Below are 15,175 nucleotides of genomic sequence, written 5' to 3' on the forward strand. Positions count from 1 at the left end.
TTAGCTTAGAGAGAGATACCGCCAAAGGACATGAAGCCCAATGACATCAATCCCACGGTAATAAAGGTAATACCCAAGCCACGCAGACCTTCAGGTACATCGGAGTATTTCATTTTTTCTTTAATGCTTGCCAGAACAACAATCGCAATTGCCCAACCCGCACCAGAACCAACGCCATAGACTACGCTTTCAGTGAAATTGTAATCGCGCTCCACCATGAACAAAGAGCCAGCCATAATTACGCAGTTTACAGTGATCAATGGAAGGAACACACCCAACGCGTTGTAGAGCGCCGGCATATATTTATCCATAACGATTTCCATGATCTGCACAATTGCAGCGATTACACCAATAAATGAAATGAAGCTAAGGAAGGTCAAATCCACACCGGTCACACCAGCCCAAGCCAGCGCATCTTCTTTTAACAGATAAGTCAAAATGAGATTGTTCGCCGGCACAGTCAGGGTTTGCACTACGATTACCGCAATGCCCAGGCCGATCGCCGCGTTAATTTTCTTGGACATTGCCATGAATGAACACATACCCAAGAAAAACGCCAACGCCATGTTCTCAATAAAAATAGAGCGTACAAATAAACCGATTAAGTGTTCCATTATACAATCTCCTGCGTTTTCACTGAGTTAGGAGCAATCTTGAAATCTACTTTCTCCACCTGATTTTTCTTCCAGGTACGCATTCCCCAAATAATCATTCCGATAATGAAGAACGCACTCGGTGGCAGCAACAGCAGACCATTCGGCACATACCAACCACCATCAGTCACAGTGGGTAGAATTTGAATACCGAACCACTTGCCTGCACCGAAAATTTCACGGAAGGTCGCAATAACGATCAGCAGCGCTGAATATCCCAGACCATGACCAATCCCATCAAGGAAGCTTGGTACGGGTGGATTTTTCAACGCAAACGCTTCGGTGCGGCCCATCACGATACAGTTGGTGATGATCAAACCCACGAATACCGACAATTGTTTACTAATGTCATAAGCAACTGCTTTGAGCACCTGGTCAACCACAATCACCAACGCAGAGATGATGATCATCTGCGCGATAATACGTACACTGTTTGGTAAATAGTTACGCACCAGTGATACGAAAAAGTTAGAGAACGCCGATACCAGAGTCAAACCTATCGCCATTACCAAACTTACTTTTACGCTTGAAGTAACCGCCAGCGCCGAGCAAATACCAAGAATCTGAAGGATAACGGGGTTATTCTCCAAAATTGGTTTAGTGAGCAAATCTTTTGTTTTAGTACTCATGATTATGCATCTCCGTTCTTCAGATTAGTGAGGAAGGGTTTGAAACCGCTATCACCCATCCAATATTTAACGAGATTACGAACACCATTACTGGTCAAGGTAGCGCCTGACAGGCCATCTACTTTGTGCTCAGCGTCTGGAGTTTCGCCATCAACATGCCCTTTGATTACCTCAATCTTAACATCGCCGGATTCTGAATAGACTTTTTTGCCTACCCACAATTGTTTCCATTTTGGATTATCCACCTCACCACCAAGACCAGGAGTTTCCAATTGTTCGTAAAAACCAAAACCGATAACGGTATTCAGGTCTTTATCCAAAGCAACGAATCCAGACATGGTTGACCATAGGCCGTAACCGCGAACAGGAAGGATAACTTTAGCTAAACCATTTTCGTCGTTAACCAAAAATACCTTGGCAAATTTTTCACGACGAATCAGCTTGGCAATGTCATCTTCTGCTGAAAGCTTTTCAGACAATTCCGGGTTCTTTGAAGAAGCACGCTGATCAAATTTATCCACATCGGTGATGGCATCAGTGAATTTACCTGACTGAAGATCGACAATTTTTACTTCAACTTTCTTAAACTGCTCTTCGACCGTTTGATCAGGATTATAAATACCTGCGATTTTCAAAACGTTAGTTTTGAAGTCCAATGTCTTGTTGGCTGCTTGAACCGGCTTAAGCAGAACGGCAGCACTCGCCACCAATACAGAGGCAACCAGACACATAATTAATGTGACTGTGATTGTGTACTTTGCTGTTTGTTGGTTAGCCACGAGCAAGTCTCCGTTTAATGTTGGATTGAACAACGAAGTAATCGATGGTTGGAGCGAACATGTTGGCAAATAAAATCGCCAGCATCATGCCCTCTGGATAAGCCGGGTTAACCACACGAATGGTGATCACCATAAAGCCAATCAACGCACCGAATATCCACTTGCCGGTATTAGTCATAGCTGCTGACACAGGGTCGGTAGCCATAAAGAACAAACCGAACGCATAACCGCCCAACACAAAGTGCCACCAGAAAGGCATTTGGAACATCGGGTTTTTACTATCCGCACCAAGCCAGTTGTAGAGCAATACCGTTACAACGGTACCCGCCAATACCCCCAACACAATGCGCGTAGACGCGATCCCCATAATCAGCAGTGCAATACCACCAATCATCAGCGCCAATGTAGAAGTCTCACCGATAGAACCTTGCTCGAAGCCGAGGAAAGCATCCATCCAGGTCAGGTGACCGGCAACCAGTGCCTCCATCCCACCTTGAGCTGCAACAGACAATGCAGTTGCGCCGGTGTAACCATCCACCGCAGTCCACACTGCATCACCTGACATTTCTGCAGGGTAAGCAAAGAAGAGGAATGCGCGACCAACCAGTGCCGGGTTGAGGAAGTTTTTACCAGTACCACCAAAAACTTCTTTACCAATCACCACGCCAAAACTGATGCCCAATGCAGCTTGCCATAACGGCAAATCAGGCGGGCAAGTGAGTGCAAACAGAATAGAAGTTACAAAGAAACCTTCGTTCACTTCATGACCGCGCACCATGGCGAATAAAACTTCCCAAAGGCCACCCACGATGAATACTGTGGCATATATAGGAAGGAAGTACGCTGCACCCAGCACCAGGTTATCCCATATGCTGTCAGGGTTGTGACCTGCAAACCAGCTAGCCAATACGCCGTGCCAGTTGTCGATGCCAGTTGCGCCAGTCGCCGCCAAAATGGTGTTGGCTTGCAACCCAACGTTGTACATACCGAAGAACATCGCCGGAAATGCACAGAGCCAAACAGTAATCATGATGCGCTTAAGATCAATGCCATCGCGCACATGAGAGGTCGACTTGGTAACGTCTGCAGGTTTGTAGAAAATGGTGTCTGCCGCTTCGTAAAGGGCGTACCACTTCTCGTATTTACCGCCTTTGTGGAAATGCGGCTCCATGTTGTCGAGTATTTTTCTCAGACTCATTTATTAGCCCTCATTCTCAATGCGAGTCAAATTGTTGCGCAGGATCGGGCCGTACTCGTACTTGCCTGGGCACACAAAGGTACACAACGCCAAGTCTTCTTCGTCCAGCTCCAAACAACCCAGCTTTTGCGCAGTCTCGGTATCACCAACAATCAGCGAACGCAGCAACTGAGTCGGGAGGATATCCAGTGGCATCACCTTTTCGTAGGAACCGACTGGCACCATAGCGCGCTCGGAACCATTGGTTGAGGTAGTAAATGAGAATTTTTTGCCGCCCATTAGTTTGGACAAGAAAATGCCCATGACCGAGAACTTGTTGGTACCCGCACGCAGGTAGTGCAACATTTCGCGCTCACGCCCCTCCAGCAGTACACTAACCTGAGTGTGAAAACGACCGAGGAAATTCAGGTTACCGTGTGAACGGCGACCACCAAAGACCGAACCGGAAATCACACGATTCTCGCCAGCTTTGGCTTGACCAGCAGTTAACTCCTCCAGATTGGCACCCACACGACTGCGGACCAAACGAGGACGTTCAACTTGGGGGCCAGCCAGCGCCACAACACGCTCAACGTACAGCTTGCCACTGGTAAACAACTCACCAATCGCAATTACATCCTGATAACCAACCGTCCACACAAATTTCTTTGCATTAACGGGATCCAGGAAATGAATGTGAGTACCAGCATTACCTGCAGGGTGAACACCCTCAAAGGTTTCAATGCTGATATTGGTACCCTGGCCTTTTGGTAATTCAACGCCGGGAGCCTGACATACAAACACCTTTCCATCAGTCAAGCGACTGAGCAGGGTCAAGCCGTTGGCAAAGGCTTCTTTTTTGGTAGCGATAACGACCGCAGGATCTGCTGCCAGAGGATTAGTATCTATTGCCTGAACAAAGATAGAGCTGGGTTTTGAATCAAGCGCGGGGGCTTTGCTGTAAGGACGTGTACGCAGTGCGGTCCACAAACCGGATTTCACCAGATTATCTTGCACTTGTTCGCGTGATAAACCAGCCAATTCGCCTGCCGAATACTTGGCGAATTCAACAGCATCATCACCTTCAACGTTAATTACCAAAGAATGAAATACACGTTGGTCACCGCGATTGATTGCGACAACAGTACCTGATGCTGGCGCGGTGTAGATAACGCCTGGAATTTTCTTATCAGAAAATACTTCCTGACCCAGTTTGACTTTATCGCCTACCTGGACCGCCATAGTTGGCTTCATACCGTGGTAATCAAACCCGATTAAAGCTACTTGACGAACCTGCGGGCCATCTTCGATAGATTGATTGGGGTTGCCAGTAATGGGCAAATCCAATCCTCGACGGATCTTTATCATACGTCTCTGCCTAGTCGTTCGAGTGGATGTAGACCTGGACAAGCCAGGCCGCGGGGTGCATATACAGGCGTGAGTCAACCATCAGCGACCAGTTACTTCCTGGCGGGAACTGTGCGTGATTTTGGGGATTGCCTGTGCTGCGGGCGCACCGGGAAAGATTTACAAAAAATAAATCACCGGAGCAAAGGCCTGCTACTCTCGCGATCCACCCGTGCAACATCTGCGATTGAAATTGCAAACAACACACAAGGGATTGATTTTGGAGGAGTTTTAAACGGCCCAGATAAAACGCCGAAATTATAATAGGCGCACGAAATAATAACCATAGTGAAAGACAGGTTTTGTCTCACAATAGGGCATTAAATCGTGCGATATAGGATCACAATGGATACAAATATGGATTATTAGTACAAACTGTTTATAAAACTCTCACTCATCTGCATTTTTATTTAAGAAACAATCTTATTTGAGCGCAGAAATAAATTCCAGCGCAGGTTGCGGATATACACCCAACCAAACAATCAGCACTGCCATCAACACTACCAAGAGTACGCTGGAACGACTTATCGCTACTTGATCAGCGTTTGAGTTAGGTTCACGCGAAAATAACGAAATCATCAATCGCAGGTAGTAATACAAACCTACCCCACTCCCCACAACCAAAGCCGCCAGCAATACCCAACTGCTGGCATTAACCGCCGTCATGAATACGTAGAACTTACCGATAAAACCGGTGGTAAGCGGAATCCCTGCCAGGGAAAGCATGACAAACACCATGGCAGCGCCAAGGTAAGGGTTGCGCCAGAAAAGGCCGCGGAAATTGGCGATATTTTCGCCATCACCTGCATCAGCCGCACGCGACATGGCGCTGATGGCACCGAACGCGCCTAAGGTTGTAACCACATAAGCTAAGAGATACACATTGACGGTTTGCACATCTACAGTAACGCCAGCTGCAAGGGGTATAAATAGATAACCCATATGCGCAATAGACGAATAGGCAAGCATGCGTTTTACGTTATCCTGGGTCAGCGCAAGCAAGTTACCCACCACAATGGACAGCACCAAAATAGCGATAAACACCGGCTGCAAGAAATGGGTAAGCTCAACCGGTGCTTGCACCAGCAACCGAATCAATACCGCTAAAACCGCAACTTTGCTTACTGTCGCCAGAAGCGCACCGACGGGCGCAGGCGCACCTTGATAAACATCTGGAGTCCACAAATGGAAAGGAGCCAATGACAGCTTGAAACACATAGCGATCGCAATCATTGCGACACCAAAACCCGCCAGATAGGAATCAGCAACGAGCACTGACTTGCTCAACCCCACCAGCGATAACGTGCCCACTTGTGCATAAACCAATGCCATACCAAACAACATAAATGCCGATGCGGCAGCGGAAAGAATTAAATATTTAACGCCAGCTTCAAGCGCGCGATTGCGTTCGTAGTTATAAGCCACCATGCCGTAGACAGGTACAGACAATAATTCAAGGCCAATAAAAAACGATGCCATGTGACTACTGGCCACTAACACCAATCCACCAATGACGGCAATTAATAACAACAGATAAACTTCTTCGCGATTGCCCGAATACACCAGTAAAAAATTGCGTAAGAAAAATGCGCAAACCAATCCAGCAAATAGCATTAGCAACGTATAAAAATAAGCGGTGTTATCAAATAACAACAAACCGGTAACGGGTGTTGGAACTGAATCGGCAAACGCAGGCGTAAATTGCAGTGATAACAAACTTAATAGAAAGCCGGCAACGGTGATCCAGAAACTAATGGCATGATCACGTTTAATCGCAATGGCCAACATCAAGATCACAGTTGTAAAACTTAATACAACAATCGGAAGCAGCGGTAAAAAGGTAGCGGCAGTAAAATTCATATCAACCTCAGGGAGTCACAACGGGAGACGCTGAGCCCCCAACAGGCAAAGGACCAGTCAATAATGGATTTGAAACATCTACAGGTGCGTAGGTGTGCTGGATAAATGTCATCGCATCCACTGAAACATTTAACAAAGGTTGTGGATAGAAGCCTATCGCCAACAATACTACTGCCAGTGAAACAACCAACGTTAACTCCCTCGCAGAAAGATCAACGCCCTTTCCCTCTGTGGCAGACTTTCCGAACAAAGTACGATGAATCAAAATCAATGAATAGACACCAGCCAACACCAGACTTGCGGTTGCAACAATGGTAAGCACTGGAACGACTTTAAAGGCGCCCACCAAAATCAGGAACTCACCAACAAAGTTCGCGGTACCTGGAATACCTAACAAGGCCGCCGCAAAAAACATTAACAAGGCGGGCAAGTAACTGTAATTCGCCCAGAGGCCGCCCATCTTGCGCATATCGTAAGTGCCGAGACGTTCATGCAATTGACCCGCAAGTACAAACAAACCACCGGCACACAAACCGTGAGCGAGCATTTGAATCGCAAGCCCTTGCAGGGTTAGCAAATTGCCGGAATAAATACCGATTAATACAAAGCCCATGTGCGAAATACTGGTATATGCAATCAGGCGTTTAATATCGGTTTGCACAAAAGCGAGGAAAGCACCGTAGAAAATACCAAATACACCCAGCAGCATCGCTGCATTGGCAAACTCTTGTGAAGCATCAGGAAAAAACGGCAAGGTGAAACGCAACATGCCATAGCCTGCAGTCTTTAACAGAATACCGGCGAGATCCACACTACCGGCGGTAGGTGCTTCGGCGTGCGCATCTGGCAACCAGGAATGCACAGGAACAATGGGCAGCTTCACCGCAAAACCGACAAAGAAGCACATCATTAAAATAAATTGTAATTCTGGTGTGATTAGTTTGTGTACGCCCAGCAAGGTTTCGTAATCAAAACTTAATTGTTGGGTTGCTTTGTAATTCACCAACACGAGCGCGAGGATTCCCACCAACATAATCAGTCCACCCACTTGGGTGTAAATGAAAAATTTAGTAGCAGCTTGCACGCGCAATTGTTTGTTCTCGCTCGCACGTCCCCAGAGTGAAATCAGGAAATACACCGGGATCAGCATTAGCTCCCAAAAAAAGAAAAACAACATCATATCCAGCGCAAGGAATACGCCGAGTACGCCAGCAAGGCTCCACAATAAATTCATGTGGAAGGCACCAACATTGGTGTTGATTTCTTTCCAGGAACAGCCAACAGCGATAACACCTAGCAAGCCGGTGAGTAAAATCATCACCAGCGATAAGCCATCCAGCGCAAAATGAACACTCACACCGATAATTGGAATCCAGGAATATTGTTCTTCTGCTTGCCAATTCAAACCAGTGGTAGCAGTTGCACCGGAATAATCACCCGCGAGCCAAAAATTAACGCCAATGGCTAATACGAGGGACATACAAATCAAGGCAATCCAACGCGGAATGCCGGCACCTAATCGCTCGCCTTGCCAACACAAAAGTCCGCCAACAAACGGGATTAGGATGAGTGCCGAAAGAGTCATGGTCTGGCCTATCCTTTACTGGTTAAAAGAAATCTGTAAATACAGGGCGGCGCCCAATACCAGCACAGCACCCAGGGCCATACTGGTTGCATACCAACGCACGCGACCAGTTTCAGTAGCACTCATGGCACTATTACCCATTTTTGCGAGCGGCTGGATCAAGCCAAATATTTTTGCAATCGCATCGTGGCGATTTAATTGCGCGACCAATAAATAGGGCTTCACAAACACCCAGTCATACAACCAGTCGAAACCACAACCATCGCGGAATACCGGTGACAGCAAACGACCGATCGCACTTTCTGCAATCACTTTTGCCGGGCGACGCTCACCCCAAAAGAAAATAGCAGCCAACGCCAAACCGATAATGCCGGTACCAATCGCCAATAATTCAACATGGTGTTTTGCTTCTTCAGAGGCAGAAGTAACAAATGCGGGCAACACGCCTTCGAGCGGTTGATGAATCCAGGCACCAATAAATGTGGACAACACCAACAACACGCCCAGAGGCAACCAGTAGGAAACACCCTCAATATGATGCGCGTGAGTTTTTTCTTCACCGTGAAAAACAATAAAGATTAAGCGAAAGGTATAGATCGATGTGAAGAGCGCACCCACCAAACCTGCCCAGAATAAATTGGTATGACCGCTGGCATAGACTTGCCACAAAATCGCATCTTTACTGTAGAAACCTACGGTGAGGAATGGGAAGGCTACCAGAGCACCGCCACCAATCAGGAAGCAAGCATACACAAACGGAATTTTTTTCCAGAGCCCGCCCATTTTGAAAATATTTTGCTCATGATGACAGGCAATAATCACCGCACCCGCTGACAGGAACAATAAGGCTTTAAAGAAAGCGTGAGTCATCAAATGAAAAATTGCTGCATCCCAAGCACTGACCCCCAAGGCCAAAAACATATAGCCAATCTGGCTCATGGTGGAGTAAGCCAACACACGTTTGATATCGGTTTGCACCAATGCAGAGAAGCCAGCAATCAACAAAGTGATTGCGCCCACTACGCCCACCAGCAACAAAATATCCGGCGCTAATTCAAATACGCCATGCGTACGCGCAATTAAATAAACACCTGCAGTCACCATCGTAGCAGCGTGGATCAACGCAGAAACCGGTGTGGGGCCGGCCATCGCATCCGCCAACCAGGTTTGCAGCGGCAACTGTGCCGATTTACCTACCGCACCCCCTAATAACATCAATGCAGCAGCAATCACTAAAGGATCATTCTCTGCCCATTTTTGCGGAGCAAGCTCCAGAATTTCCCGAATATTTAAGGTGCCGAGCTGTTGGAAAATAATAAAAATACCAATCGCCATAAACACGTCACCCACTCGGGTCACGGTAAATGCCTTGATTGCTGCTTCGCCGTTGGCGCGATCAAAATAGTAAAAACCAATCAGCAAATAACTACACAGACCCACGCCTTCCCAACCAAGGTACAGAAGCGCGAGGTTATCGCCCAACACCAGCAACACCATGCTGGCCACAAACAAATTCATGTAAGAAAAAAAGCGCTCGTAGCCAGTTTCGCCACGCATATACCAAGAGGCAAATAAGTGGATAAAAAAGCCAACGCCGGTAATGACACCGAGCATGGTTAGCGACAATCCATCCAGGTGCAAACCGAAGCTCGCATTAAAATTGCCAACCTGCATCCAGGTCCAGAGTTGCTGAACGTAATGACCACCCTGCTCTACGTGATTTAAAAAATCCACACCCACATAAATAGTGGTGAGCGCCGACAAGCCCACGGAGCCCACTCCAATAATTGCGGCAAGATTTTCAGCAAGGCGCGCGCGCAAGGTGGCAAGTAATAAAAAACCTATAGCGGGAAACAGGAATGTTAAGAAGAGAAGATTCATCCGCGCATCTCACTTGCTGCATCAATGTCCAGAGAATGATGACGACGGTAAAACTGCAACACTATCGCCAAACCAATGCTCGCCTCAGCGGCAGCCAGGGTTAACACCAGAATAAACATCACCTGGCCATCCGGTTGCCCCCAACGGCTACCCGCCACCACAAATGCCAGTGCAGCGGCATTCATCATGACTTCAAGGCACATCAACAAAAATAAAATGTTGCGGCGCACCATTACCCCGGCTAGCCCCAAGACAAAGAGCACAGCAGCAACTGCCAGGCCCTGCTCCATAGGTATTGCTATCATCTACGCACACCTTTCTTCACTGAGCGCCAAAGCGCTTTATATATTTAAAATTTTTAGCAAAACGGTTTATTGCGCGGCGATTAATTTTCCTGATCGTCGCGTCTACCCAAGTGGTAGGCCGCAACCAACGCCGCTAATAACAGCAATGACGCCAATTCCACGACCAACAAATAAGGGCCGAACAAAGAGATGCCCACTTGTTTAGCATCAACGAGAGTATGGCCCGCTTGATGCCATTGACCGTGATGAAGGAGATAAAGCATTTCGGCAATCAAGGCGATTGAAAAAATTGCAGGCCAAATCCAGGTTTTTGGTGTTAGCCATTGACGCTCTTGCACTGCCGCGGCAGGGCCTATGTTGAGCATCATCACCACAAACACAAACAACACCATAATGGCGCCTGCGTAAACAATAACTTCCAATGCTCCAGCAAACGGCGCACCCAGCATGAAAAAAATTACAGCCACTGAAAGCAGTGACACAATCAAATTCAAAAGCGCATGAATTGGATTGGTATTGGTAACTACCCGCAGCGTAGAAAAAATCGCGATGGCAGCGGCTATGTAAAATAAAATTTCCATTCACTTATTCTCAGCAATAGGCGGCTTAAGGTAGCAAGCTCTTTACATCGACCGGTTGGCTTTCATTTTGCGCCGCACCTTTTGGTTTACCCGCAATTGACATACCCGATACACGGTAGAAGTTGTAATCCGGATTTTTACCTGGACCGGAAATCAGCAAATGCTCTTTTTCATATACCAGGTTCTGGCGATTGTATTCCGCCATTTCAAAATCTGGCGTCAGCTGGATAGCCGTTGTCGGGCAGGCTTCTTCGCACATACCGCAAAAAATGCAACGTGAAAAGTTGATACGGAAAAATTCGGGGTACCAACGGCCATCCTCGGTTTCAGCTTTTTGCAGCGAAATACAGCCCACCGGGCAAGCAACCGCACAGAGGTTACAGGCCACACAACGCTCTTCACCATCTGGATCGCGAGTCAAGACAATACGGCCGCGATAGCGTGGTGGCAGATAAACTTTTTCTTCCGGATACTGGATGGTGTCACGTTTGCGAAAGCCGTGACTGAACACCATTAATAAACTGCGAACCTGAGTACCCGCACCGGAAACCAATGACACTATTCTTTTAACCATAATTACCTCAGGCAGCCGGAGTATTCAGCAGCACCACCGCTGCAGTGACTAACAGGTTTACCAACGTCAGTGGCAAACACACCAGCCAGCTGAACTTCATAACGTGGTCATAACGCGGACGCATTAAAGAACCACGAACAAGTACGAACAACATGATGAAGAAACAGGTTTTCAACGCGAACCAGATAAACGCAGGAATAAATTCCAGGTAAGGTAATGGCTGCCAACCACCGAAGAACAGAGTCACGATCATGGCCGAAACCAACACCACGCCAATGTATTCCGCCACGAAAAACATGCCCCACTTCATACCGGAATATTCAATGTGATAACCATCCGCCAATTCTTGCTCTGCTTCGGGTTGGTCAAATGGATGACGGTGAGTGACGGCAATACCGGCAATCATAAATGTACAGAAGCCGAAAATTTGCGGGACTATATTCCACAAGCCGGTTTGCGCTTCCACAATCTCGCGCAAATTAAAACTACCGGCTTGCACCACCACACCCATTAACGCCAACCCCATAAACACTTCGTAACTCAGTGTTTGTGCAGCCGCGCGCAAACCACCGAGCAATGAATATTTATTGTTGGATGACCAGGCTGCAAACATCACTGAATACACCGCAAGACCCGCCATGCCGAAAAAAAACAGCAGACCGATATTTAAATCAATAACACCCCAAGTCGGCGTAATGGGAACGACGGCCATGGAAAGTAAAATGGTTCCCATTGCAATCGCCGGTGCAAGGCGAAAAGTGAATTTATCGGCGAAGGGCGGCGTCCAGTCTTCTTTGAAAAACATTTTGAACATGTCCGCCACAATCTGGAACATCCCGTAAGGGCCAACACGGTTTGGTCCGTAGCGATCTTGCCACCAAGCCAACAATTTACGCTCAATCAAACTGAGATAAGCGGCAATCAATACCGTGGCAAATAGAATGACCAGACCTTGAAAGACAGTGAAAAAGATATGGCCGAGCTCTGGCGTAATCCACGAAAACATTACACAGCCTCCTGCATGATTTGCGCCCAGTTTTCACCGGCAAAGGCAGGGATACCGTCAAGCCCTACTGGCAAACCTACACAACCTTGCGCGAGTTCAGCGCTGATTCTTACCGGCAAGCGCAGGTTTTTATTCAACGCGCGCACAATCACCGTTGAGTTTGCTTTTGCGCCCAATTGCGCTGCGTCTGCTGCTGAAATAGCAACGTAGGCAGAAGGAATTCGCTCTTGCACAACGGACGCACGCGAGGACAACTCTTCGCTGCCAAACAAGTGATACAACGGCACAACACGCAATTTAGTTGCTGAAGCAACAAACGCCGCAGGAATCGCCGTGAAATAATTCAGAGATACCTGCGCATTCGCTTCAATTAAACGTTCGCCGGCATCACCTTTTAATGACTGCCCCCCCACTTCATCCTGGAACTTATTCCAGGCTTGCGGTGAGTTCCAACCCGGGGACCATGCAAATGCCATCAGCGACGCAGGGTTTTCCTGGCCGACATAACCTTCCATTGAGTGTGCTAATGGTGAATCAGGATCTTGCGATGCGCGCGGTTCATGTACGCTGATATTTGCACGCATCGCCGTACGGCCAGAATAGCGGCGCGGTTCACGCGCTAATTTCAGGCCTTTAATACGGAAGCTTGAATGTGGTGCTGCTGCGCGAATACCGGCAAGCTCTGGTTCGCATGCAATACAGGCTTCAATCACATCATCCAATTGTTTCCAGGTAAATTCTTTGCCATCAATACCGGTGTGAATCGCGTGGAGCCAACGCCAGTTATCGCGCACCTGCACCGTGTTGTCATAAAACGCCGGGTCATACACCTGGAAGAAACGTTGCGCACGACCCTCGTTATTAATCAGCGTGCCTTCGGTTTCTGCAAAGCTCGCACCTGCCAACAACAAACTGGCTTTGTCTGATGTTGCAGTGGCTTGGTGATCCAGCACAATGACGGTTTTTGCGGCAGCCAATGCAGCATCAACAACGTCCGCAGATGCACGGCGATACAAATCATTTTCCACAATCACTACGGCATCCGCTGCGCCGGTTCTTAACGCTGTGAGTGCATCATCGAGAGAATGTCCGCCCAAATAGGCCAAGCCCAAGCTGTTAGCCTCAGGTACTACCAAACTGATTGCTGGATTTTTTTCACGCGCCTTCAATGCCAGTGAAATATTTGCAGCCGCTTGAATAACGGCTTCAGAACCCGCAGAAGTTCCTGAGACAACCAACGGCGCTTTAGCAGCAAGCAATACATTGGCAATTGATAGCGCAAGTGCATATTCGCTGTCAGATAAATCAGTGACCGCCGGCGCACTGGTATCAATGAAATGCGCTACCGCATAGCCAAGGCGTGCAATCGCCTCCGGACTCGCGCGATAAGTCTCACTGGCCACATCATCCAAACGCGTTTCATCCGCACTTGCAATAATTAATGGGTAACGATGATGCTGGCCGATATTTTTCACCGCTTCTGCCATCCACTCAGAGACACGCTTTTCGGCCGCCATCTCATAAGTTTTGCCTTTTACTGCCTGACGCAGGGCCAGTGCAATACGCGGAGCGGTTTGGGTTAAATCTTCACCCAATACAAAAATTGCATCGCGTTTTTCCAATTCGCGCAATGCCAATGTCGGCACGCCGGAGTTTTGCAAAATATCCAGCACCAGATTTACTTGCGCATGTTCGCTAGCGTTAACGCCACTATAGAAATTGCCCTCGCCCACCAAGTTGCGCAATGCAAAATTGGATTCAACACTCGCTCTAGGGGAACCAATACCAATTACGCGTTGCGATTTTTTGAGAGAATCAATCGCCCAATCTAGCGCGTGATCGATTGTAGTAGTTTCCAAACCGATTACGGTGCGCAACAGAGAATGACGCGGACGATTTTTATCATTAACAAAACCGTAACCAAAACGGCCGCGATCGCACAGGAAATAGTGATTTACTGAACCGTTGTAGCGGTTCTCAATACGGCGCAATTCACCGTAGCGCTCACCGGGGCTGATATTGCAACCCACCGAACAACCCTGACAAATACTGGGTGCGAATTGCATATCCCATTTGCGGTTGTAACGCTCAGAGTGGGTTTTGTCGGTGAACACACCGGTGGGGCACACTTCTACCAGGTTGCCAGAAAATTCGCTTTCCAATGTGCCGTCTTCAACGCGACCGAAATACACATTATCGTGCGCGCCATACACACCTAAATCAGTACCATCCGCGTAGTCGTTGTAATAACGCACACAGCGATAGCAGCCAATACAGCGATTCATTTCGTGGCTGATAAAGGGTCCGAGATCCTGATTTAAATGGGTGCGCTTGGTGAAATCGTAACGGCGACTGTCATGGCCGACCATCACGGTCATATCTTGCAGATGGCAGTGACCACCCTCTTCACATACAGGGCAATCGTGTGGATGATTGGTCATCAACCATTCCACCACACTCGCGCGAAATTCTTTTGCTTCTTCATCGTCGATGGAAATAAAGGTGTTGTCAGTCGCGGGTGTCATGCACGACATCACCAAACGACCGCGCTTATCATCGGCATTTGCGTATTGCTTTACGGCGCATTGGCGGCAAGCACCCACACTGCCCAAGGCCGGGTGCCAGCAAAAGTATGGAATATCGAGTCCGAGCGACAAACAGGCCTGCAACAGGTTGTCTGCGCCATCAACTTCTAACTGCTTGCCATCAACATGAATGGTTGCCATGGAACTTACTCA

General features: G+C 47.9%; 13 protein-coding genes. All 13 read right to left on the reverse strand.

What is annotated here, in order from left to right:
• Positions 1 to 5 precede the first annotated feature (5 nt).
• The 13 genes from nqrE to nuoG all read right to left on the reverse strand — a co-directional run bounded on the left by nqrE (position 6) and on the right by nuoG (position 15,163).
• Complete coding sequence (gene nqrE, locus D0C16_RS05805; RefSeq protein ID WP_151031433.1) at positions 6 to 614, reverse strand: NADH:ubiquinone reductase (Na(+)-transporting) subunit E; 609 nt, start codon at positions 612 to 614, stop codon at positions 6 to 8.
• Positions 614 to 1,282, reverse strand: coding sequence for an NADH:ubiquinone reductase (Na(+)-transporting) subunit D (locus D0C16_RS05810; protein ID WP_151031434.1), 669 nt, complete (start codon positions 1,280 to 1,282; stop codon positions 614 to 616). The genes nqrE and D0C16_RS05810 overlap by 1 nt, the downstream gene beginning before the upstream one ends.
• A 2-nt stretch (positions 1,283 to 1,284) precedes the next feature.
• A complete protein-coding gene (locus D0C16_RS05815) occupies positions 1,285 to 2,061 on the reverse strand; it encodes a Na(+)-translocating NADH-quinone reductase subunit C (RefSeq protein WP_151031435.1) in 777 nt (258 codons plus the stop codon).
• Positions 2,054 to 3,259 carry an NADH:ubiquinone reductase (Na(+)-transporting) subunit B gene (locus tag D0C16_RS05820; RefSeq protein WP_151031436.1) on the reverse strand — a complete coding sequence of 402 codons (1,206 nt, stop codon included), beginning with the start codon at positions 3,257 to 3,259 and terminating at the stop codon, positions 2,054 to 2,056. Before D0C16_RS05820 ends, D0C16_RS05815 begins: the two co-directional genes overlap by 8 nt.
• 3 nt (positions 3,260 to 3,262) lie before the next feature.
• Complete coding sequence (locus D0C16_RS05825; RefSeq protein WP_151031437.1) at positions 3,263 to 4,606, reverse strand: Na(+)-translocating NADH-quinone reductase subunit A; 1,344 nt, start codon at positions 4,604 to 4,606, stop codon at positions 3,263 to 3,265.
• Positions 4,607 to 5,068: 462 nt separating this feature from the next.
• Positions 5,069 to 6,505, reverse strand: coding sequence for an NADH-quinone oxidoreductase subunit N (locus D0C16_RS05830; protein ID WP_151031438.1), 1,437 nt, complete (start codon positions 6,503 to 6,505; stop codon positions 5,069 to 5,071).
• A 7-nt stretch (positions 6,506 to 6,512) separates the two neighbouring features.
• On the reverse strand, positions 6,513 to 8,090 hold the full coding sequence (gene nuoM, locus D0C16_RS05835; RefSeq protein ID WP_151031439.1) for an NADH-quinone oxidoreductase subunit M: 1,578 nt from the start codon (positions 8,088 to 8,090) through the stop codon (positions 6,513 to 6,515).
• A gap of 15 nt (positions 8,091 to 8,105) precedes the next feature.
• Complete coding sequence (gene nuoL / locus D0C16_RS05840; protein ID WP_151031440.1) at positions 8,106 to 9,971, reverse strand: NADH-quinone oxidoreductase subunit L; 1,866 nt, start codon at positions 9,969 to 9,971, stop codon at positions 8,106 to 8,108.
• On the reverse strand, positions 9,968 to 10,276 hold the full coding sequence (gene nuoK, locus D0C16_RS05845; RefSeq protein WP_151031441.1) for an NADH-quinone oxidoreductase subunit NuoK: 309 nt from the start codon (positions 10,274 to 10,276) through the stop codon (positions 9,968 to 9,970). Before nuoK ends, nuoL begins: the two co-directional genes overlap by 4 nt.
• An 80-nt stretch (positions 10,277 to 10,356) precedes the next feature.
• Positions 10,357 to 10,857, reverse strand: a complete 501-nt coding sequence (gene nuoJ / locus D0C16_RS05850) for an NADH-quinone oxidoreductase subunit J (protein WP_151031442.1) — start codon at positions 10,855 to 10,857, stop codon at positions 10,357 to 10,359.
• Between the two features lie 25 nt (positions 10,858 to 10,882).
• Positions 10,883 to 11,431: an NADH-quinone oxidoreductase subunit NuoI gene (gene nuoI, locus D0C16_RS05855; RefSeq protein ID WP_151031443.1), complete on the reverse strand. Its 549-nt coding sequence runs from the start codon at positions 11,429 to 11,431 to the stop codon at positions 10,883 to 10,885.
• Between the two features lie 7 nt (positions 11,432 to 11,438).
• Entirely contained in the window at positions 11,439 to 12,437 is a 999-nt protein-coding gene (gene nuoH, locus D0C16_RS05860; RefSeq protein ID WP_151031444.1) for an NADH-quinone oxidoreductase subunit NuoH, read from the reverse strand.
• Complete coding sequence (gene nuoG, locus D0C16_RS05865; RefSeq protein WP_151031445.1) at positions 12,437 to 15,163, reverse strand: NADH-quinone oxidoreductase subunit NuoG; 2,727 nt, start codon at positions 15,161 to 15,163, stop codon at positions 12,437 to 12,439. The genes nuoH and nuoG overlap by 1 nt, the downstream gene beginning before the upstream one ends.
• Positions 15,164 to 15,175: the final 12 nt, after the last annotated feature.

Origin of the sequence: Cellvibrio sp. KY-GH-1 (assembly GCF_008806975.1) — a bacterium.
In the GTDB taxonomy this organism is placed as follows: domain Bacteria; phylum Pseudomonadota; class Gammaproteobacteria; order Pseudomonadales; family Cellvibrionaceae; genus Cellvibrio.

Excerpts from the sequence above, each read along its gene's own strand:
- D0C16_RS05820 (WP_151031436.1), bottom strand. The coding sequence starts at position 3,259 with ATGAGTCTGAGAAAAATACTCGACAACATGGAGCCGCATTTCCACAAA.
- nqrE (WP_151031433.1), bottom strand. The coding sequence starts at position 614 with ATGGAACACTTAATCGGTTTATTTGTACGCTCTATTTTTATTGAGAAC.
- nuoJ (WP_151031442.1), bottom strand. The coding sequence starts at position 10,857 with ATGGAAATTTTATTTTACATAGCCGCTGCCATCGCGATTTTTTCTACG.
- D0C16_RS05825 (WP_151031437.1), bottom strand. The coding sequence starts at position 4,606 with ATGATAAAGATCCGTCGAGGATTGGATTTGCCCATTACTGGCAACCCC.
- nuoI (WP_151031443.1), bottom strand. The coding sequence starts at position 11,431 with ATGGTTAAAAGAATAGTGTCATTGGTTTCCGGTGCGGGTACTCAGGTT.
- nuoM (WP_151031439.1), bottom strand. The coding sequence starts at position 8,090 with ATGACTCTTTCGGCACTCATCCTAATCCCGTTTGTTGGCGGACTTTTG.
- nuoH (WP_151031444.1), bottom strand. The coding sequence starts at position 12,437 with ATGTTTTCGTGGATTACGCCAGAGCTCGGCCATATCTTTTTCACTGTC.
- nuoL (WP_151031440.1), bottom strand. The coding sequence starts at position 9,971 with ATGAATCTTCTCTTCTTAACATTCCTGTTTCCCGCTATAGGTTTTTTA.
- nuoK (WP_151031441.1), bottom strand. The coding sequence starts at position 10,276 with ATGATAGCAATACCTATGGAGCAGGGCCTGGCAGTTGCTGCTGTGCTC.
- D0C16_RS05810 (WP_151031434.1), bottom strand. The coding sequence starts at position 1,282 with ATGAGTACTAAAACAAAAGATTTGCTCACTAAACCAATTTTGGAGAAT.
- nuoG (WP_151031445.1), bottom strand. The coding sequence starts at position 15,163 with ATGGCAACCATTCATGTTGATGGCAAGCAGTTAGAAGTTGATGGCGCA.
- D0C16_RS05830 (WP_151031438.1), bottom strand. The coding sequence starts at position 6,505 with ATGAATTTTACTGCCGCTACCTTTTTACCGCTGCTTCCGATTGTTGTA.